The 20,841-nt window shown below is 58.9% G+C and carries 13 protein-coding genes; 1 reads left to right on the top strand and 12 read right to left on the bottom strand.

Annotation, left to right across the window (positions count from 1 at the left end; translation table 11 throughout):
• Positions 1-185: 185 nt before the first annotated feature.
• On the top strand, positions 186-1,517 hold the full coding sequence (argA, locus tag ACWPW2_RS18770; protein WP_023481070.1) for an amino-acid N-acetyltransferase: 1,332 nt from the start codon (positions 186-188) through the stop codon (positions 1,515-1,517).
• Between the two features lie 27 nt (positions 1,518-1,544).
• Here argA and recD read toward each other — a convergent pair whose 3' ends face one another.
• The 12 genes from recD to rppH form a co-directional block, all read right to left on the bottom strand.
• Entirely contained in the window at positions 1,545-3,383 is a 1,839-nt protein-coding gene (gene recD, locus ACWPW2_RS18765; RefSeq protein WP_454124670.1) for an exodeoxyribonuclease V subunit alpha, read from the bottom strand.
• Complete coding sequence (gene recB, locus ACWPW2_RS18760) at positions 3,380-6,928, bottom strand: exodeoxyribonuclease V subunit beta (RefSeq protein ID WP_454124668.1); 3,549 nt, start codon at positions 6,926-6,928, stop codon at positions 3,380-3,382. Before recB ends, recD begins: the two co-directional genes overlap by 4 nt.
• Positions 6,921-9,809, bottom strand: a complete 2,889-nt coding sequence (ptrA, locus tag ACWPW2_RS18755; RefSeq protein ID WP_454124666.1) for a pitrilysin — start codon at positions 9,807-9,809, stop codon at positions 6,921-6,923. Before ptrA ends, recB begins: the two co-directional genes overlap by 8 nt.
• Positions 9,810-9,961: 152 nt before the next feature.
• Entirely contained in the window at positions 9,962-13,333 is a 3,372-nt protein-coding gene (gene recC / locus ACWPW2_RS18750) for an exodeoxyribonuclease V subunit gamma (protein ID WP_454124664.1), read from the bottom strand.
• A 12-nt stretch (positions 13,334-13,345) separates the two neighbouring features.
• On the bottom strand, positions 13,346-13,669 hold the full coding sequence (locus tag ACWPW2_RS18745) for a prepilin-type N-terminal cleavage/methylation domain-containing protein (protein ID WP_454124662.1): 324 nt from the start codon (positions 13,667-13,669) through the stop codon (positions 13,346-13,348).
• The gene (locus tag ACWPW2_RS18740) at positions 13,654-14,061 is read right to left on the bottom strand and encodes a DUF2509 family protein (protein WP_312122400.1); all 408 of its coding nucleotides are present in this window, start codon (positions 14,059-14,061) and stop codon (positions 13,654-13,656) included. Before ACWPW2_RS18740 ends, ACWPW2_RS18745 begins: the two co-directional genes overlap by 16 nt.
• The gene (locus ACWPW2_RS18735) at positions 14,058-14,621 is read right to left on the bottom strand and encodes a prepilin peptidase-dependent protein (RefSeq protein ID WP_312122397.1); all 564 of its coding nucleotides are present in this window, start codon (positions 14,619-14,621) and stop codon (positions 14,058-14,060) included. The genes ACWPW2_RS18740 and ACWPW2_RS18735 overlap by 4 nt, the downstream gene beginning before the upstream one ends.
• On the bottom strand, positions 14,615-15,076 hold the full coding sequence (locus ACWPW2_RS18730) for a prepilin peptidase-dependent protein (protein WP_454124659.1): 462 nt from the start codon (positions 15,074-15,076) through the stop codon (positions 14,615-14,617). The genes ACWPW2_RS18735 and ACWPW2_RS18730 overlap by 7 nt, the downstream gene beginning before the upstream one ends.
• Positions 15,077-15,260: 184 nt before the next feature.
• The gene (thyA, locus tag ACWPW2_RS18725; RefSeq protein ID WP_454124657.1) at positions 15,261-16,055 is read right to left on the bottom strand and encodes a thymidylate synthase; all 795 of its coding nucleotides are present in this window, start codon (positions 16,053-16,055) and stop codon (positions 15,261-15,263) included.
• Between the two features lie 6 nt (positions 16,056-16,061).
• Positions 16,062-16,937, bottom strand: coding sequence for a prolipoprotein diacylglyceryl transferase (gene lgt, locus ACWPW2_RS18720; protein WP_042713403.1), 876 nt, complete (start codon positions 16,935-16,937; stop codon positions 16,062-16,064).
• A gap of 629 nt (positions 16,938-17,566) precedes the next feature.
• Positions 17,567-19,813, bottom strand: a complete 2,247-nt coding sequence (gene ptsP / locus ACWPW2_RS18715; RefSeq protein ID WP_023481129.1) for a phosphoenolpyruvate--protein phosphotransferase — start codon at positions 19,811-19,813, stop codon at positions 17,567-17,569.
• Between the two features lie 12 nt (positions 19,814-19,825).
• Complete coding sequence (gene rppH, locus ACWPW2_RS18710) at positions 19,826-20,356, bottom strand: RNA pyrophosphohydrolase (RefSeq protein ID WP_454124654.1); 531 nt, start codon at positions 20,354-20,356, stop codon at positions 19,826-19,828.
• Positions 20,357-20,841 lie beyond the last annotated feature (485 nt).

Raw genomic sequence — 20,841 nt, 5'->3', positions numbered from 1 at the left:
AGAATTGACGGAAAACTTTAGCGAATGATGCATAAACTGTCATCTTTTAAAGGGTAAACATATGTCTGGCGCTATGCTTCACAAAGACGGGAGAATCCTGGGTTAAGAAAATTTGTGCTTGCAGCGAAGGCAATAAAAGAATAAAAATACACTTTTTACGAATAATCATGCAGTGAGGACAGGCCGTGGTCAAAGAGCGCAGAACCGAACTGGTGCAGGGATTCCGCCATTCCGTTCCCTATATCAACGCCCATCGGGGAAAGACATTCGTCATTATGCTCGGGGGTGAAGCCATCGAACATGAAAACTTCTCCAGCATTGTCAACGACATCGGCCTGCTGCATAGCCTCGGGATCAGGCTGGTGGTGGTCTATGGCGCGCGCCCGCAAATCGACGCCAACCTTGCTGAACATCACCACGAACCGATCTACCACAAACACACCCGCGTCACCGACGCTAAAACCCTTGAGCTGGTGAAACAGGCCGCCGGTCTGCTGCAACTGGATATCACTGCGCGGCTGTCGATGAGCCTCAATAACACACCGTTGCAGGGCGCGCACATCAACGTGGTTAGCGGTAACTTTATTATTTCGCAGCCGCTGGGCGTTGATGACGGCGTTGACTACTGCCACAGCGGCCGCATTCGCCGTATTGATGAAGAGGCGATCCATCGCCAGCTCGATAGCGGCGCAATTGTGCTGATGGGGCCGGTTGCGGTCTCCGTCACCGGTGAGAGCTTTAACCTCACCTCCGAAGAGATTGCCACCCAGCTGGCGATCAAGCTGAAAGCGGAGAAGATGATTGGCTTTTGCTCGTCGCAGGGCGTCATGAACGATGAAGGCGAAATTGTCTCCGAGCTATTCCCTAACGACGCGCAGGCGCGTGTCGAAGAGCTGGAGCAGCGCGGCGACTACCACTCCGGCACCGTGCGTTTCCTGCGCGGCGCGGTAAAAGCGTGCCGCAGCGGCGTGCGTCGCAGCCACTTAATCAGCTATCAGGAAGATGGCTCGCTGTTGCAGGAGCTCTTCTCCCGCGACGGTATCGGCACGCAGATTGTGATGGAGAGCGCCGAGCAGATCCGCCGCGCCACCATTAACGATATCGGCGGCATTCTGGAACTGATCCGCCCGCTCGAACAGCAGGGCATCCTGGTGCGCCGCTCCCGCGAGCAGCTGGAGATGGAGATCGATAAGTTCACGATTATTGAGCGCGACAACCTTACCATCGCCTGCGCGGCGCTCTACCCCTTCCCGGAAGAGAAGATTGGCGAGATGGCCTGCGTGGCCGTGCATCCTGATTACCGCAGCTCGTCACGCGGCGAAGCGCTGCTGGAACGCATTGCGTTGCAGGCGCGGCAGATGGGTCTCAGCAAGCTGTTTGTGCTCACTACCCGCAGCATTCACTGGTTCCAGGAGCGCGGCTTTACGCCGGTGGATATCGACTCGCTGCCTGAAACCAAAAAGCAGATGTACAACTACCAGCGGCGCTCAAAAGTGCTGATGGCCGATCTGACCTGATTCACGCCCCGCCCTGTGCGGGGCGTTTTATTTCAGGGCGCTGAACAGCGCTTCAAGACCGCTGCGCCGCTCGGTGCGGGTGGCGATCGCCTGGCTCAGTACGCGCTCATCGGCATAGAGCGAGAGTCGTTTACGTGCGCGAGTAATCGCGGTGTAAACCAGCTCGCGCGTCACCACCGGCACGTTTTGCGCAGGCAGGATCAGCGCGGCGTGATCGAACTCCGAGCCCTGTGATTTATGCACCGTCATTGCCCAGGCGGTTTCATGCTCCGGCAAACGGCTCGGTTGCACCGACTTGATCTTACCGCCCGGCAGCGGGAACCAGACGCGCATCCCCTGCCCCTGATCCAGCGCAATACCGATATCGCCGTTGAACAGCCCCAGCGCGGAGTCGTTGCGCGAAATCATTACCGGCCTGCCGTGATACCAGCGCGAGAAGGGCTGGCGGGTGATTTTACGCTGACGCACTAACGCCAGCTCAAGCCGCTCATTCAGCCCGCTGACGCCAAACGGCCCTTCGCGCAACGCGCAGAGCAGCTGGTACTCGCCGAAGGCGGCGATAATCGCTTCCGGCTCAGCGTGGCCCTGCACCAGCGAGAGATAGTGCCTGTAGCCCGCCAGCGCGTCGTCAATCATCTCCTGATAGGCCTCGGCACTGTTAAGCGGTTTCCGCTCGATATCCTCAAAGCCCTGGCTGAAGACCGCCTGGGTGGCGCGCTTATCACCGCGGTTAACCGCGGCGGCCAGTTGCCCGATGCCGGAGTGGCTGCCGAAGCGGTAACTTTTTTGCAGCAGGCAGAGGCTGTCGCGCAGCGCGGTGGCTGCCTCACCTTCACCTGCGGGCACTTCCGCGCCGGTTAACCGTGAGAGCTGCGCCGCGCGCGTCGCGCTGTACCCGGCATTCACCCAGGCGCAGATATCCCCCAACACCGCACCGGCCTCAACGGAGGCCAGCTGATCGCGATCGCCGAGGAAGATCACCCGCGCCCGCGGCGGCAGGGCATCAATCAGCCGCGACATCATCGGCAGGTCAATCATCGACGCCTCATCCACCACCAGCACGTCCAGATGCAGCGGGTTGAGCGCGTGATGGCGCATGCGCTGGCTTCCCGGCTGCGCACCGAGCAGCCTGTGCAGCGTACTGGCCTCATCCGGCAGCAGCGCTTTTTGCGCCTCATCAAGCGGTAGCTGGCGCAGCGCGTTGCCGAGGGATTCGGTTAACCGCGCGGCGGCTTTACCGGTGGGCGCAGCCAGGCAGATACGGCAGCGGCTGCCATTGAGCGTTTGTACCAGCGCCGCCAGAAGCTTCGCCACGGTAGTGGTTTTACCGGTTCCCGGCCCGCCGGAGATCACCGAAATTCGCCGGGTAAGCGCCACGGCGGCGGCGACTTTTTGCCAGTTCACATCGGCTTCATTGTCTGGCGGAAAGAGTGAGGCCAGCGCCTCAGAAAGACGGGCTTCATCCGCCTCATCAACGGCTTCCTGGGCGGCAAAGAACTCCGCGACACGTCGCTCGTTCCACCACATACGGTTCAGGTAGAGGCGCGCATCGTGCAGAATAATCGGCGTTGCGCCGCTGCCGTCGCCAACCGCCGGTGAGGCAAGCAGTAGCGCCTGCCAGTCGTCGGGTGGCCCGGCCATTTCAAACAGCTGGCGTGCGAGCGGCGAATCAGCGCCGAACACCTCGGGCGTCAGGCGCGAGAGCGGCAAGCAGACATGTCCCTCTCCCGCATCGCGGCTCAGCAGCGCGGCGGCCAGCAGCAGGGCGGGTTCTTCCGTGCCAGCCACCGTCAGGGCAAACTGCACGTCCAGCGGACGCAGCAGCTTCTGCTCCATCGCTTCTTGCAGTAAAGCCTGCACATTCATGGTGTCATCTCCGGTACTTCACCTGCAAACAGGGTATCCATGCGGGCGATCAGCGCCGCCTCCGGGCGGGTGGTAAAAATCCCCTGCTCCGGTTGCTGCGCCTCCACGCCGCGTAAAAAGAGGTAGATCACACCGCCGAAATGGCGCTCATAGTCATAATCGGCGATGCGGTGGCGTAGATAGCGGTGCAGCGCCAGGGTATAGAGCTGGTACTGCAAGTCGTAGCGATGGGACTGCATGGCTGCCGCCATCGCCTCTTGCGTATAGGCTTGGGCGTTTTCGCCGAGCCAGTTGGATTTGTAATCGAGCAGGTAGTAGCGCCCCTGATGGCGAAACACCAGGTCGATAAAGCCCTTCAGCATCCCGCGCACGTCGCGAAAATCGAGCGGCGCACAGCCAGCCGACAGCGGATCGTAGCGGCGGATCAGCCCATCGAGCGCCTCTGCGCTCAGCGTGGCGCTGATGGGGAGATAAAACTCCATCTCAACCTGTTTATCTTTAGCCGTCAGTTGGCTAAGAGAGACCCCGGCGGATGTGAGCGGCGCGTGCAGCACCGTCTCCAGCCAGCTGCTCAGCACTGGCTGCCAGTGCTCCTCATATCCTGCCACCAGCAGCTTTTCCGCCACCCACTCCGGTGATACCGGCTGGGTAAAGTCGATATCTTCAAACAGACTGTGCAAAAAGGTGCCAGGTGCCGCGCCGCGCGGAAACTGGTGCGGCGTTAGCATTGGCTGTGTCTGCACCTCGCGCTCGCCTGCGGCGTCGACATCCAGACGCGGAAGCAGATCCTGAGCAAGGCCATGACCGCGCTGTTGTAAGCCGGAGTAACTGGTCACGCGCCAGTCATCGGCGACCCGACGCATCACTTCCCGCACGCTGAGCGCGGGCGGCTGCGGCTGCGGTAACTCCCAGCGCTCGGTGTCCGGCGTTGGCGGTATGGCCAGCACAATCTCTTCATTACAGATCTCTGCCAGCGCCTGACGCAGCCCGGCGGCGTCCAGCGCTTCGCCCTTCTGGATCAGACGACCCAACGCGCTGAGGTGGAAATCAGTTGGCCCGCTCTTCTCGCCACGACGGCGAAACAGCGGCGCAATGCCGAGGCTGCAGTGCCACACCGAACGGGTCAGTGCCACATAGAGCAGGCGTAAATCTTCCGCCAGCCGCTCCGCCTCTGCCAGCTCAATGCTCTCTTCGGCATGGCTGAGATCGAGCACCGCATTAAACGAGGCGCGATCGTGATAAAAACCCTGATCCTGAACGCGGAAGTTGGCGATAAACGGCAGCCAGACCAGCGGATACTCCAGGCCTTTCGATTTGTGGATGGTGACAATCTGCACCAGGTGCTTGTCGCTCTCCAGACGCATCTGCTCACTGGCAGCGCTGGTGTTCGGCTCGGCGATATGCTGCGTCAGCCAGCGGGTAAGTGCGTGCTCACTTTCAAGCTGCGTGCCCGCTTCCTGCAACAGCTCGCTGACATGCAGAATATCTGTTAAACGACGCTCTCCGCCGGGCGTGGCGAGCAGATTTTCCGCCACGTTACGCGCGCTCATCAGCGTGCGCAGCATCGCCATTACGCCGCGCTTTTGCCACAGCTCGCGATAGTGAGAGAACTCCTCAACCACCCGATCCCAGGCATCTTCATCAAGATTGAGCGCGTCGATATCCCGCGCCGTCAGCCCGAGCATCGAGGTTGCCAGCGCGCTGCGCAGCGTGTTTTCACGCTCCGGCGTCAGCACCGCATGCAGCAGCCAGAGCAGCTCCTGCGCTTCCGGCGTCTCAAACACGCTGTCGCGGTTGGAGAGGTAGACAGAGGGAATGCCGAGCAGCGTCAGCGCATCGCGGATAAGCGATGCTTCATGGCGGCTGCGCACCAGCACGGTGATATCCGAGGCTTTTACCGGCCGCGCTTTATCCCCTTCGTAGAGCAGCGCATCGCCTCTCTGCCCGGCGCTGAGCCAGTCGCGGATCTGCATCGCACAGAGCTGGGCCATAAAGCTCTGGTAATCACCAACTCCCACGCCTTCGCCCTCCATCAGCCACAGCTTCATCGACGGCTGGGTTTCCCCCTTCACCGCAAAGCGCAGGCCGCTGTTGCGCGCAGCCGCTTTCACCGGCAGGAAGGGGATCTGGCGGAACATAAATGCGTCGTCCATCTGGCTAAAGAGCCGATTGACGCTGGCGATCATCCCCGGCGACGAACGCCAGTTGGTGTCAAGGGTATAGCGGGCGCTCACTTCGTCGCGCGCTTTCATATAAGTGAAGATATCAGCGCCGCGAAAAGCGTAGATTGCCTGCTTGGGATCGCCAATCAGCAGCAGGCCACACTCGGGCTGATTCAGCCAGATACGGCTAAAGATGCGGTACTGCTGCGGGTCGGTATCCTGAAATTCATCGATCATCGCCACCGGAAAACGGGTGCGGATAGCCGCAGCCAGCGCCTCGCCGTTCGGGCTTTGCAGCGCGTGATCGAGCCGGCTGAGCATATCGTCAAAACCGAGCTCGCCGCGGCGGCGCTTCTCTTTGGCGACCGCGTCGCGGATTTCACGCATCGCGCGGGTCAGCACCAGATCGCTCAGAGTCAACGGCTGCGCCAGCAGCGTTTCGATGGCGACAAACAGCGGATGCTCGGGCACAACGCCGCCCGCTTTGGTGCGCTGGGCGAGAAACGCCTGCGAGAACTTCTCCAGCGCGTCCGGCAGCAGATAGGTGCTGGTCTCCTCCTGCGCCCAGGCGGAGATCTTCTCAATCCACTTTCCCTGGTTACCGCGATTGAACTTGCGCCGGTCGATGCCAGAATTTTCCAGCAGCGGCTCCAGCTCATTCACGGAGTCGAGCCACTGACGTTTCACTGCGTCGATCTGCGAGACAATCTGCGCATGGCGCGACGCGAGGGTCTCCTCCTTCGGCGGCGGCGATTTGATCTGCGGGGCTTCGCCCTGCAAATAGCGGTCGATAGACCGGAGCAGATCCTGCGGCCCCTTCCACAAATCGTGGATCACCTGCGCAATATCGCGCGGCAACGGGTAGCAGTGGCGACGCCAGAAGTCGGCGCAGGCCTGATAACGCAGCAGGGTTTCATCTTCCAGCAGTTTCAGTTCAAACAGCATGCCGGATTCAAAGGCGTTGAGGCTAAGCATGCGCTGGCAAAAACCGTGGATGGTAAAGACCGCGGCTTCATCCATCTGCCGCTCCGCCAGCATCAGCCAGTGGGCGGCCTGCTGTTTGTCTTCAATCTCTGCCAGCAGGCTGGCGTAGAGCGGGTTTTCGCTGCTTTCGCGCAGGCAGGCGATGCGTAGCTCATGGATGTTGCTGCGAATACGTCCGCGCAGCTCTTCCGTCGCCGCTTCGGTGAAGGTGACCACCAGCAGCTCTTCGACGTTGAGCGGGCGGGGAAAGGCGGCATTGCCGCCAAGCCCGAGTAACAGCCGCAGATAGAGCGCGGCGATGGTGAAGGTCTTACCGGTGCCCGCCGAGGCTTCAATCAGGCGCTCGCCGGTAAGCGGCAGGCGCAGGGGATCAAGGGTCTCAGCGGTCGTTTCACTCATTTTTCTCGCTCATCAAGGGTAAGGATTGCTGCAAAGCGCTGGCGTCCTTCCAGACCTTCCAGCCGTCAGGCCGGGCGTAGTCGGCTTTTCCGCTCTGGCTTCCGGAGATCTGTGACAGTATCGCCATACCTTGCGGCTCAACCACCGCCTGATGGAAGAAGTCCGCAAGTTTTTGCGGCGTCAGCGCTTTTATTTGGGCCACTACTTTATCACGTGAATCGAAGCGCATATTGCCGCGATCGAAATCTTTGCTCAATTTGGAAGCCTCCTCGCCTAATGTCTGCGGCGCTTGCAGCATTTGCGCAATGACACCCTGCTGGATCTGCGCAAACTCCTCCGGCTTCATCGCGCGCAGGCGCGCTTCAGCGGTCGGGAAGAAGGCTTTATAGCGCTCCCAGAGCCAGGCGGGCTGCTTCTCATTGCTCTGCAACAGGAAGCCCATTCCCCACTGGCGGCCAACATTGATAGGAAATGCGAAGACGGCATAACCGAGCTGCTCTTCGGTGCGCAGCTGGTTGTAGAACCACGGCTGCACAATCTGCCCGAGCATCGCGCTGTACGCCGAGCTGCTGTACTCATCGAAACCGGTCGGCACAAAGACGGCAGCCAGCGCGGAATCGGTGCTGTTGCCCGCTTTCTCAAACATGGCGTTCTGCTTTTTATCCACCAGCACGTCTTTGTTGCGGCACCATTCGTTACCGCTGGTGCCAAGCTGTTTTTGTACGTTGCGGGCAAGGTCTTTCGCCTGCTGTTCACTCAGGTTACCCACCACCAGGAACTCCGGGCGGGCATTCTGCTTCAGCGCATCACGATAATGGAGAATGTCCTGCACGGTGATCGACGGCAGCAGCGCACGGCGCGCTTCGCGCGGGAAATAGGGCACCTGCGATATCATCTGCACCGGCATAATCGCCTGGTCAAACGCTTTGCCCTTCTCCGCCGAAGCCATCATCCGGCTGTACCAGGATTTCGCCTGCGTCAGCTGCTCCTCGGTGGGCGTATAGCTGAAATACCCCTCCAGCAAGGCGCTGAAGAGCGGCGGCAGACGCTGGGTGTAGCCGTTGGCATTCAGCATCAAACCGTTATTGGCATTGGTGGAGAAACCGATGCCGCCGACCGCGGCCTGGTTGCTAAGCTGATCGAGCGCCAGCCCTGCCAGGTAATCATTTAAGGCAAACATCACCTGATTTTTCGCGCTGTCCATCGCCTGCGGATTACGCAGCACCACGCTGACATCCGCCCGTGGCTCATTGGCGAAGTAGCGGCTCGGCATGTAGACCACGCGCAGCGCCGGTTCATCAACAATAAGCTCCGGGTGCGTGTATGTTCTCGCCGGGGTAATCAGCGAGAAGTCATCCGGAATGTAGGGGTTAAGCTCCGGGAATTTCAGATCGATCCCCGCCTCATCTTTTTGCCAGGCGGCAAAGCGCTCAGAGGTAATTTTCTCTACCTGGTAAGGCGCATCGACGAAGTAAGCCTTTTTATTGTGCGGCTCATCGGGGCTGATATACCAGATACGCGCGTTTTGCGGCGTCATCTCATCAAGACGCGCCTGTACCGCTTTAGCATCAAACTGGTCGGCAATGTTGACGGAATCGAGGGTGTGAGCAACCGGCACGCGGATCATCGTGTCGGCGAGCCACTCAACGTAATCCATATCGCGGGTGATCGACGGGTAGCGGAAATCGAGATCGAGAATGTGCGCCAGCTCGTCGAAATAGCGTTTATCGATCCCCTTTTCGCGCAGCAGTTGCAGGTAGCTGAAGATAGCGGCGACAACCCGATCGCGATTCGCCAGCCCTTTATCCGTCAGCGTGGCGGAGATGGCCAGCACGCCGCTGTTACCGTTTACTACCGGGTCGGAATCACCGCGAATGCCTTCAACCAGCCCCTGGCTTTGCAGCCAGTCCGAGAGCGTGCCCGGGCTGCGGTTGCCAATCAGATAGGTAATCAGCTCGTCGGTTTTGCTGCGAAAGGCCGCGGTGTTGTTATCAATACGAAACTCAACGCGCAGCACCTTGTTCGGCACTTCCGGCACGTAATGAATAATGATGCCTTTTTGCGCGTCCGTTACCACCGGCACGGTGATCTCAGGCCGGGTGATATCTTTGTTGGGAACCCGGCCATAGGTCTGCACCGCGAGCGTCGCCAGCTCGTTAAGTGGGCGATTGCTGTAAATCACCGCTTTCATCAGGTTGGCCGAGTAGAACTTATCGCGAAACGCCAGCAGCGCGTCATGCACCGGGCTGCCCGGTTTATCGCTGAGGGTTTCAAGATTGCCGCCGGAGAAGCGCGCGCCGGGGTGAGCGGGGTTAATGGTCTCTGCACTCACCTGCGCCATGCGCATGCCGTCACGGGTACGCGCCATGGTCAGCTCCGCGTTGACCGCGTTACGCTCCCGCTCGGCGTACTTCTTTGCCAGCAGCGGCTCGGCGATGGCATCGGCTAAGCGATCCACGGCACCGTCCAGCGCGTCGTTTTCCACTTCCAGGTAGTAAGCGGTGCGATAAGGCGCAGTGCTGGCGTTATGGCTGCCGCCGTGCATTTTGAGGTATTCAGCGAGGCTGTCTGGCTGCGGATACTTTTTCGACCCCATCAGCGTCATATGCTCAAGATAGTGAGCAAGGCCTGGATGGCTATCGGGATCTTCGAGCGAGCCGACCGGGACAACCAGCGCGGAAAGGGATTTGACCGCCTGCGCATCCGAGACCAGCAGCACGACCATGCCGTTATCGAGGCGGATCGCCTGATACTGCCGCGTATCTTTGTCGCTCTTACGGATAGTCTCTTTAACAGGCTGCCAGCCGGTGTCAGCCTGACTGAGTGGTGCCCACAGGGCAAAAAACAGAACGGAGATAGTTAACCAGGTGCTGCAGGGCATTCACGAACCTCATCATTAACTTTTCCTGCTCCCCCGATAACCGCCGGAGTAGCAGGTAAATGTGTGCTGACAGCGTCAGCACGCGTGTTATATCAGTCCGTGACCGTCGCGCATAATAAGGGATGGCTCCCCTCTGCGCAATTTTTATACCGTCAGGCGGGCTGATTGTGTCGATAAAGCGGTAACAGGAAACGTTGCGCCTGCGCGGTAATCTCTGCGAAGTACTCCGGCTCGAGGGTTCGCCACAGACGCTGATACCAGACATCGGCACCTTCTCCGCTGACCACCATGTTGCCTTCATAGGCCTGCAAAAATTTGCTCTGCGCTTTTTGCAACGTCTCGTCGTCCTTTACCATGGCATCATTTGCTGCGTCATAACAGGCTTTTATCCACGCGCCACCGCTTTCCGGCAGTAACAGCAAGGGTTTCGCCATCCCTTCGCGGTAGCCTTCAATCATCAACGCCAGGTAGCGCAGCGCCTCTTCAGGCGGCAACGGCGGGAAGCGCCACTGACCATCTTTGCGCACAAAGAGACGGCTCTCTCCCGTTCCGCCACTGGCACAGTAGACAAGATGTTCCAGCCAAAGTTGCAGACCCTGGGAGACCTTCAGCTGCGATGGACGCCAGCGCAGCAGCCCGTCCGGCTGCACGTGGGCCAGCCATCCGGTCAGGTGAACACCCGCGCAGTGCAGGTCGATTTCGAGGCTGTCTGCCGGTTGGCGATGCTCAATAACGCGGCTGGCCAGCGCCTGCATCTCTTTGCACTGCGTCTCCCAGACAATCTCACCAAACGCCCCGTATGGCAGCACACCCGCAGCGCGATAGCGGCGGAACAGTTTTTCCGCATCCTGCTCTTCAACCAGCGCATTCAGTAGCTCGTCGTTAAGCTGGTAGCGATCGAGGCCATCAAGAATGAATGGCTCGGCGTCCGGAATATCGCTCTCTTCCGGGCGGAAATTCACCCGCAGACGCATCTGGAAGAAGGCGCGCACCGGGTGCGCCCAGAAGCGCTGAAGCTGGTCAAAGGCCAGCGTCTCCAGCACTGGCGTCTCCAGCGTCTGGATAAAGGGCAGATGCTCTTCACCCTGCAGGCTGGCGGCGGGCAGCCAGTCGCGGGCATAGCTCTGCCACTCATCCACCGTATAGTTAGCCGGATCAAACGGCATGCGGGTATGCAGATGGGTGATATGTGCCTTCACCCGCCGCTCGCTTTCGTCGCAGTTGAGCACCTCATCACCCGGCAGATGGTGGCTCTGGCCAATATAGTCCACCAGCTCCTGCACCAGCACCGAAGGAAAACGCTCTTTGTTATCCTGGATCGAACGGCCTATATAGCTGATATAGAGCTGCTGCTGAGCAGAGATAAGTGCTTCGAGGAAGAGGTAGCGGTCATCATCGCGGCGGCTGCGATCGCCGCGCTGCGGTTTCTGGCTCATCAAATCAAAGCCGAGCGGAGGAAGCGTACGCGGATAGACGCCGTCGTTCATCCCCAGCAGGCAGACCACTTTGAACGGGATCGAGCGCATCGGCATCAGTGTGCAGATGTTGACCGGGCCGGCGAGGAAGCGCTGACTGATACGCTCCTGATCGAGGCGCTGAGCCAACTCATCACGCAGCAGAGAGAGCGGAACTGCTTCGCCATAGCTCGCGCCAACGCCCTGGGCGATGATCGCCTGCCACTGCTGCTCAATCAGCGCCAGCGCGGCTTCGGTCTCCTGATCCGGCAGGAAGAAGTCATTAAGCATCTCCCGGCAGACCGGTAGCCACTCCTCCAGCGGGCGCTCTTCGGCAAGACCCCGACGCCAGATATTGAGTTGCATCAGCAGCGAGGCCAGGTGACCGACCAGCTCCGCAATCAGCCCGCTCGACTCGTCATAAGGAAGAATTGACTGCCACTCGCCCTGACGGCTCTCCATGGCGTAGCCGAGCAGCATGCGCGTCAGGCCAAACTGCCAGGTGTGCTGCCCGGTTGGCGGCAGTTCGAGTTCACGCACGTTGTCATCATCCATACCCCAACGAATACCGGACTCGTTTACCCACAGGCGCAGGTAGCGCAGCCCCTCTTCGGTAATGTTGAAGCGGGCTGCCAGCACAGGGACATCCAGCAGGGCCAGCACATCTTCCGAGACGAAGCGGCTGTCCGGCAGGGATAACAGGCTGATAAAGGCTTGCAGCGCGGGGTGAGCCTGACGTGCGCGGCGGTCGGATACCGCATAGGGGATGTAGCGCTCACCGCTGGCGCTGCCAAACACCGCCTGAATATAGGGGCTGTAGCTGTCGATATCTGCCACCATCACCACGATATCGCGCGGCGTCAGTTCAGGATCCTCCTCCAGCATCGCCAGCAGACGATCGTGCAGCACTTCCACTTCCCGCTGCGGGCTGTGGCAGATATGCACCGTGACGCTGCGATCCTCTGGATCGAGCAGGCGCTTTTTATCGCTGCGCGCAAACTCTTCTGCCGTGACGCCGGCTACCGCGCTGTTTTGCAGCTCAAGGATGTCATATTTGAGGTTTTGCAGCAGCGACCCAGGCGTGATGTCGACAAAAGCATCCAGCTCTTCATAACGCTCCATCCCCGCCAGCAGAAAGATGTTGTCACGCCCGAGCTTGCCCCAGGAGGCCAGCAGGGGGTTACCCACATCCTGCTCCCCTTCGCCATTGAACAGACCTTCCGCGCTTTGCGTATCGCGGAAAAGAGGGAACTGCCGGTCATCCCGGTGATGACGGCGGCGGCGCGTGACCAGCCGTGCGAGAAACGCCGGATCTTTGATATCGCCCCAGTAGTAGCGGCAGGGATTAGTAAACAGAAGATGAACATCAATATGTTTGCCCAGCGCCTGCAGGGCTTGCAGGTAGACGGGCGGCAGCGCAGAGATGCCGCAGATAAAGACGCGGGCAGGCAGCCCGGCAGGCGGCTCTTTCGCCGATTCAAGCCGGGAGATAAAGCGCTGATAGAGGTTGGCGCGGTGCCAGTGGGGCTGGCCTAACTCGCGCGTATGTTCAACCAGCGCGCGCCAGAGCGGCGCCTGCCAGCGCTGCGCGTCGTCCAGCCCGTCGACCCTTTCTCCCGCCTCCCAGCGCGTCAGCCACTCCGGGCGATAAACCAGGTACTGATCGTAAAGATCCGCCACGCGTGAGCAGAGCTGGAACAGTTTGCGCTTGTCATCATCATCGTGGAGATAGTGATGCAGCATGGCAAAGTCCTCATGCTCCAGCAGTGCAGGCAGCAGCGACATCAGCTTCCAGCTCATACTCTGTTTGTTGAAGGCGCTCTCTTTGGGGATATCCTCCAGGACGGTAACGAACATCTCCCAGATAAAGCTCGCGGGCAGCGGAAAGGTGATATTGGCGGCGATGCCAAATTTTTGCGCCAGGGTCATCTGCAGCCACTGCGCCATACCGGTGCTTTGCACCATGATCACTTCCGGCGCAAAGGGATCGTCGAGCCTGTCATGCTCAACGATAAACTCCATCAGTGCTTCAAGCACATCCAGACGATTGGAGTGATAAACCCTTAACATACGTGCTCCTGACTACTGACTATTTGGGCAAAAAAGTTGCGTCATTTTCCCCTGCCTGCCCAGCGGCGAGATAACGGTGACGTTGATGCTGACACATCCTTCTGTTGTTGTCTGCCCCCGTGAAACCTGCCAGCCCGCAGTGAGAGGCGTCGCGTGAGGTTGAGCCTGCTGCCACGCATAGCGCCAGAGCTGTCGCCACTGGCTGGTGGCTGAAAACCCGGCGGACAGCGCGCGATGATACCCGCCAAGGGCAGTGACCACCATCACCATCAGCATCATCGCCAGCAGGACTTCCGTCAGGCTAAAACCCCGCTCCCGGTTCAGGGAAGTTGACATAATGCGCTCTCCTTAATGGGGCAGAAATCGCTCCAGCCGTGGGGCGAGAAGCGAACCGTTTCACCCTCTACGCGCCCAAGCCGCCATAATGCGGCCTCTGCGCTGGCGGCGATCAGCAGGGCGGAGCCGTCGGCAAAAATACGCAGGCAGCTTCGCACCCCCTCTGCATCAGGTTGCAGGCATTGCAGCACGGGCGCTGACGGCCATCTCCTGTGCCGCGCCGCCTCCATCGCCGATGAGACCGCTGCGCTGCTGCGTATCCCCTGCCCTTCACGATTGACCCGCCAGATATGGCTGGTTAGCTGCTGGTTAAGACCGTTGAGCATCAGGCTGCCCAACAGCAGCAACAGAAGCACCAGCGCCAGGGAGGATACGCCGCGCTGCCGATTCACAGGTTATACCCGGTAACGGTTAATTCACCGCTCACCGTTTTCTCGGTTGCGCCCGGCAGGCTGGCGGCCAGCAGAATAGTCAGCTGCGGCGCAAAACCTGCCGTCTGGCGACGGGTCACGCTAAAGCGCTCGACGTGCATCTGCGCCGGATCGGTGACTTTTTCCCACCCTCGCCCGCTGCAGGAGGCCGCGCCGCGTAGCGTTTCGAGCGCGCCGTTTTGCAGGCGAAAGGCCGTTTGTTCAGCGTCATTACTGGGTGCGCCCTCCCAGCGACCGTTGCTGTTGGCATCCCACTGTGCAATAACGCACTCCCCTTTGGCGCTGATAAAAAGCGGCTGACCATTGCAACTCCCATTGCAGTAACCCGCACGCTGGAGGTGTTTGCCGACTGCACGCAGACGCTGCCAGAGGTCATCCTCGATGGTCTGCAGCCGGGTGTGCTGCATAAGGGCAATTTGTAGCCCGGGCAGAAAGCGGGCGGAAGCAAGCAGCAGCACACTACCGATGGCCATCGCCAGCAGCGTCTCTAACAAAGAGAAACCACGCTGAACGTTTAACATACACTCCCTCCCCCAGGCTGACACATTCTGATCCTTCCCCATGCGGAAACCACCACCCGCCACTCACCGGCGCTGCTGCGCAGGCGGATATGCCCCGGCCAGGCGGTATTGCGTAAACCATAAAAGCCGAGCGACGGCGTGACATCAGCCAGTGCTATGTCCGGCCAGGCCGGGCGCATCATCAAAGCCTGCTGCGCTGAGCAACGCGCCGCCGGTGCGTTAAGCAAGCACCACTGATCCCCTTTCTGCACGCTGTAAACAACCTGGGACTGGTTGTGCCAGTTGGCCTCTTCCCGCAAGCGCTCAAGGAAATGGCGCGCCTGCAGGGCGGTTTGCCACAGCCGCTGCTGTGCTTGCCAGCTCTGCCAGCCGGAGATCCCCGCTGCGCTAAGGATGACAATCAGCGCCACGGCAACGAGGGTTTCAATCAAGGTAAAGCCATCTTCTTTTTTCATGGCGGCAGTCTGTCGCCGGGGAAGTTATTCGTCGAGGGAGAAAAGGCAGGTTTACGAGGCGTTACGCAAGGAAAAAAGAGGATTGCAGCGGGTTACATAAAGCCTGGAAGCTGTGCCGAAAAAGCGGTTTGCAGGCAAAAAAAACCGGCACGTTAACGCGCCGGTTGTGTCAGGCTGATCGAAGTCAGATAGCAACCGGCGCTTTGATCGCAGGGTGCGGATCGTAGCCTTCGATCTCGAAGTCTTCGAAACGGTAATCAAACAGCGAAGCGGGTTTACGTTTGATAACCAGCTTCGGCAACGCACGCGGTTCACGGCCCAGTTGCAAGCGCGTCTGCTCAAGGTGGTTGCTGTAAAGGTGCGTGTCGCCGCCTGTCCAGACAAAGTCACCCGGCTCCAGGTCACACTGCTGCGCCATCATATGCACCAGCAACGCGTAGCTGGCGATATTGAACGGCAGGCCGAGGAAGACGTCGCACGAACGCTGGTAGAGCTGGCAGGAGAGCTTGCCATCTGCCACGTAGAACTGGAAAAAAGCGTGGCACGGAGCCAGCGCCATTTTGTCCAGTTCGCCGACGTTCCACGCCGAGACGATAATGCGGCGCGAGTCAGGATCGTTTTTCAACTGCTCAATGACCGTTGAAATCTGATCGATATGGCGGCCGTCCGGCGTCGGCCAGGCGCGCCACTGTTTGCCGTAGACCGGGCCCAGATCGCCATTTTCATCGGCCCATTCGTCCCAGATAGAGACTTTGTTCTCACGCAGATAGGCAATGTTGGTATCGCCCTGCAGGAACCACAGCAGCTCATGAATAATTGAACGCAAATGGCAGCGCTTGGTGGTCACCAGCGGGAAGCCGTCCTGCAGATTAAAACGCATCTGATGGCCAAAAATAGACAGCGTGCCTGTCCCGGTGCGGTCATTTTTCGGGGTGCCTTCGTCAAGCACCTTTTGCATCAACTCTAAATACTGTTTCATGGTTCCTCAGGAAACGTGTTGCGGCGAACGATGGCGGTACGCCCAGATCATCATGATGGCGCCTGCAATAATCATCGGAATGGAGAGGATCTGCCCCATGCTGATGTACTGCACCCACTCGCCGGTAAACTGGGCGTCGGGCTGGCGGAAGAACTCAACGATGATACGGAACGCGCCGTAGCCAATCAGGAACAGGCCGGAGACCGCGCCGGTCGGGCGAGGTTTACGGATAAAGAGGTTAAGAATGATAAACAGCACCACACCTTCCAGCGCCAGCTCATAGAGCTGGGACATGTGGCGCGGCAAAACGCCGTAGGTATCAAAAATCGATTGCCACTCCGGATGAGAAGGCAGAAGCGCCATATCTTCCGCACGCGAGCCAGGGAACAGCATGGTGTATTTGAAGGAGGGATCGACACGGCCCCAGAGCTCGCCGTTAATGAAGTTACCCAGGCGACCCGCGCCGAGGCCAAACGGGATCAGCGGCGCGATAAAGTCTGCGACCTGGAAGAAGCTGCGTTTGGTGCGTTTAGCGAAGATGATCATCACCACGATCACGCCGATTAAGCCGCCGTGGAAGGACATGCCGCCGTCCCATACACGGAAGAGATAGAGCGGATCGTCGAGGAAGAGCGGGAAATTGTAGAACAGCACGTAGCCGAGACGACCACCGAGGAACACCCCGAGGAAGCCTGCGTAGAGCAGGTTTTCAACTTCGTTTTTGGTCCAGCCGCTGTTCGGGCGGTTAGCCCGGCGTGTTGCCAGCCACATAGCGAAAACAAAACCGACCAGATACATCAGACCGTACCAGTGCAGGGATACGGGTCCGATGGAGAAAATCACCGGATCAAAATCCGGAAAATGCAGATAGCCACTGTTCATCTGTCACCACAACTTGTTGTTATTCCGCCGAAAGTGGACAGCGGTACACCGACGCGGTCGCGCCTGGCGGCCGCTCCAAAGCTGCGAATCATAGCATAAGGCACACCAGGCAGGTTGCCGCTATGTTGTAAAAGTTATGTATAAACGAAACGGCACAGGCCGGAGATTCCGTGCCGAGCGCTTGCCGGATGGCGCTACGCTTATCCGGCCTACGAACGGCAAAGCCCGGGGCGTAACCTCTGCCGGATGGCGCTGCGCTTATCCGGCCTACGAACGGCTAAACCCCGTGCGTAATTTCTGCCGGCTGGCGCTGCGCTTATCCGGCCTACGAAAGGCTAAGCCCGGTGCGTAACTTCTGCCGGATGGCGCTGGCGCTTATCCAGCCTACGAAAGGCTAAGCCCGGTGCGTAACCTCTGCCGGATGGCGCTGGCGCTTATCCGGCCTACGAACGGCAAAGCACGGGGCGTAACCTCTGCCGGATGGCACTGCGCTTATCCGGCCTACAAAACAACGCTTATCCGGCCAACGAAGAAGGTCTGCCCTGGTAGGCCTGATAAGGCGAAGCCGCCATCAGGCATATTGCCTGCGGAGCCGAAAGGCCAGTTCTGCGGGCATACTAAACCGCCGCTTAAATCCCGCCGCGGATCAGCCCGCCGAGGCCACGTCGCTCCATAAAGGCGGCAATCTGGTGGCGCACTTCGGTTGTCAGCTGGGATTCCAGCGCGCGCTGCGCCAGCGCCTGAACCTCTTCGCAATCAATGCGGCGCAGCAAATATTTAATACGCGCCACCGAGCGACCATTCATGGAAAGATGCCGGTAGCCCATGCCAATCAGCAGCGCGACGCACATCGGATCGCCGGCCATTTCGCCACATAAACAGAGATCGATCCCCAGCCGTTCAGCCTCGCCTGAAATCATCGCCAGCGCGCGCAGCACCGCCGGGTGCAGGCTGTCATACATATTCGCTACACGGGTATTGTTACGATCGACAGCAAGAATGTACTGGGTTAAGTCATTGGTGCCGACAGAGATAAAATCGACGCGGTTAACCAGGTGCGACAGCATAAACACCATCGAGGGCACTTCCAGCATCACGCCGATACGCGGTTTCGGGATGGCATAACCGATCATCTCTTCCACTTCCCGCCCGGCACGCTCTATCAGCCTGCGCGCCTCATCGACCTCATCAATGCTGGTGATCATCGGCAGCAGGATGCTGAGGTTGCCGGTTGCGGCGTTTGCCCGCAGCATTGCGCGCACCTGGATCAGGAAGATCTCCGGCTGATCGAGGGTAATACGAATGCCGCGCCAGCCAAGGCAAGGGTTCTCTTCGCTGATGGGCATATAGGGCAGCTGCTTGTCGGCGCCGACATCCAGCGTACGCAGCGTCACAGGCTTATCGTTGAACATCTGCAACATGCCCTGATACTGCGCCACCTGCTCCTCTTCGGAGGGGAAACCGCTCTGCAACATAAAAGGAATTTCGGTGCGGTAGAGCCCAATGCCGTCGATTCGCTTGCCCAGCTTCTCTTCGTGGGCAGGGCTTAACCCGGCGTTGAGCATCACTTTAACCCGCTCGCCGCTGCTTAAGCGGGCTTCGAGGTTAACGTCATCTTCGGCAAGACGGCTTAACTCATTCTCTTCCGTGATAAGACGCTGGTACTCCTGCAGCAGTACCGGTTCAGGATCGACCAGCAGCTCGCCGCGATAGCCATCAACGATTAGCGTCCGCCGATGCAGCGCCGAAGGCTGAATATCCGCCCCCATAACCGTAGGAATACCCAGCGCGCGCACCATAATCGCGGCATGAGAGTTGGAAGCACCATCGCGCACCACCACGCCCGCCAGCCTGTCGTGAGGCAATTCGGCAAGCGTCGTTGCAGAGAGTTCGTCTGCCACCAGCACGAAGCGTTCAGGCCAGCTATTCGGCCCCTGAATATTGTCATCGAGATGGAACAGCAGGCGCTGGCCGAGGGCGCGCAGATCACCCGCGCGCTCTTTCAGGTAGCCATCACTGAGAGCGGCAAACTGCGCGGCAAAGCTCTCAATAACGGTTTTTACCGCCCATTCGGCGACCACTCCGCGATCGACCTCTTCAAACAGCTCGCGGCGAAGACGCGCATCGGAGAGCAGGTGCGAATAGAGGTCAAAGATCGCTGCCGTCTCTTTTTGCGCGCCGGCGGAGAAGCGTTTGCTGTAGCGACGAAACTCATTCGCCGCCTCTTCCAGCGCGGTCGTTAACCTCTCCCGCTCAAGGGAGGTATCCAGCGTTGAAGCCGGGTAAACCTGTTCCATCAACGGCAGCGTTTGATCCATCCACCCTTCAGCAATCGCCACGCCGGACGAGGCAGGCAGCGCACGAATACGCGTCTGACGATACTGGCCGAACAGGGCGGTTAGCTGAGACTGGGAAAGAATACCCGCCATCTGGGTGGCGAGGGTAACAAGGAAGGACTCTTCGCTCTCATCGTACTGGCGAATTTCGCGCTGCTGCACCACCAGTACGCCAAGCAGCTGGCGGCGCTGAATGATCGGTACACCAAGAAAGGCGCGAAACCGCTCCTCTTTCACCGAGGGGATAAATTTAAAGCTGGGGTGCTTTTGCGCGTCGGCAAGGTTGATAGGCTCCGCCAGCCTGCCTACCAGGCCGACGATACCTTGATCGAATGCGAGCGTAACAGTGCGGCCGCGCGGCTTTTTCAAACCGCGCGTCGCCATAAGATAGAAACAGCGCCTGTCGTGATCTGCGAGATAGACCGAACATACTTCGGTTTCCATCGCCAGACAAACGTCGGTAACCAGTATCTCCAGCGCTTCGTTAAGACGTGGCGCGCTGGCAACTTTCTCAACAATCTCTCGCAGTCGGGTGAGCATAATGTGGGTGGCTTAACCTCGTTTCCGTCGCCAGGCAGGCGCGCTTTGCGGCTTCGCAGGGGTCTCCTGAAGCGCCAGCACAGCGGCTGCAAACTCTTTCATCACCCGCCGGTAGACGTCGCGTTTAAACGACACAACCTGGCGAACAGGATACCAGTAGCTCACCCAACGCCAGCCATCAAACTCGGGTGTACTGCTGGTTTGCATATTGATATCGCTGTCGTTGCTCATCAACTGCAAAAGAAACCATTTCTGTTTCTGGCCGATGCAAACCGGCTTTGTGTCCCAACGCACCAAACGTTTCGGTAACTTGTAACGCAACCAGTTACGGGTAGAAGCAAGGATACGAACATCTTTACGACTTAAGCCCACTTCCTCGAACAGCTCCCGGTACATGGCCTGCTCCGGGGATTCTCCAGGATTGATTCCCCCCTGGGGAAACTGCCATGAGTGCTGTCCGAAGCGTTTGGCCCACATGACCTGACCCTGTCGATTACAGATTACGATTCCCACATTTGGGCGGTAGCCATCGTCATCAATCACCGGACTACCTCAAAATAAACCTGAATAAAGCGATTGTTTCACACTCCCGGAAAACGGTAAACCACTCTATGACAGGGAGATAAACGAATAACAATTGAATAACTCACAGTTATCATCACACTTATAAACAGACCCGCATCATGCCGAGGGGTTTTATTCACCTTTTCTGTGGATAGAGTTGTGAAGAAGTATGGAATTACCCAGGGAAAACCCAGAGTAGTCTGAATAATGGCTTAAGATGCGCAAAAAATTACTCTTCGTAATTCATTGGTTTAGTGCATCAAACACCCCGCCCATCCGCCGTTTTGTGACGATCGTCACGCTTAGGATCCTGGCGTTGATGAAAGATCGAGCAGAGCCGAATTTATCCACAGATTATGCCACTAAGTTAGGCACATTTTGTGCAAAAATTCGATTTTGCTCCCGCGTCAAGGCTGTAAATGGAAACAGTAGTCGTGGTTATTCCCACTTATCCCACTTTTCTG

The organism is Kosakonia sp. Marseille-Q7440, assembly GCF_965119485.1.
Note: the sequence above shows the minus strand (reverse complement) of the source record. Positions and strands in the feature narration are given on the sequence as shown.

Excerpts from the sequence above, each read along its gene's own strand:
- recD (WP_454124670.1), bottom strand. The coding sequence starts at position 3,383 with ATGAATGTGCAGGCTTTACTGCAAGAAGCGATGGAGCAGAAGCTGCTG.
- recB (WP_454124668.1), bottom strand. The coding sequence starts at position 6,928 with ATGAGTGAAACGACCGCTGAGACCCTTGATCCCCTGCGCCTGCCGCTT.
- ptrA (WP_454124666.1), bottom strand. The coding sequence starts at position 9,809 with ATGCCCTGCAGCACCTGGTTAACTATCTCCGTTCTGTTTTTTGCCCTG.
- recC (WP_454124664.1), bottom strand. The coding sequence starts at position 13,333 with ATGTTAAGGGTTTATCACTCCAATCGTCTGGATGTGCTTGAAGCACTG.
- ACWPW2_RS18745 (WP_454124662.1), bottom strand. The coding sequence starts at position 13,669 with ATGTCAACTTCCCTGAACCGGGAGCGGGGTTTTAGCCTGACGGAAGTC.
- ACWPW2_RS18735 (WP_312122397.1), bottom strand. The coding sequence starts at position 14,621 with ATGTTAAACGTTCAGCGTGGTTTCTCTTTGTTAGAGACGCTGCTGGCG.
- ACWPW2_RS18730 (WP_454124659.1), bottom strand. The coding sequence starts at position 15,076 with ATGAAAAAAGAAGATGGCTTTACCTTGATTGAAACCCTCGTTGCCGTG.
- thyA (WP_454124657.1), bottom strand. The coding sequence starts at position 16,055 with ATGAAACAGTATTTAGAGTTGATGCAAAAGGTGCTTGACGAAGGCACC.
- lgt (WP_042713403.1), bottom strand. The coding sequence starts at position 16,937 with ATGAACAGTGGCTATCTGCATTTTCCGGATTTTGATCCGGTGATTTTC.
- ptsP (WP_023481129.1), bottom strand. The coding sequence starts at position 19,813 with ATGCTCACCCGACTGCGAGAGATTGTTGAGAAAGTTGCCAGCGCGCCA.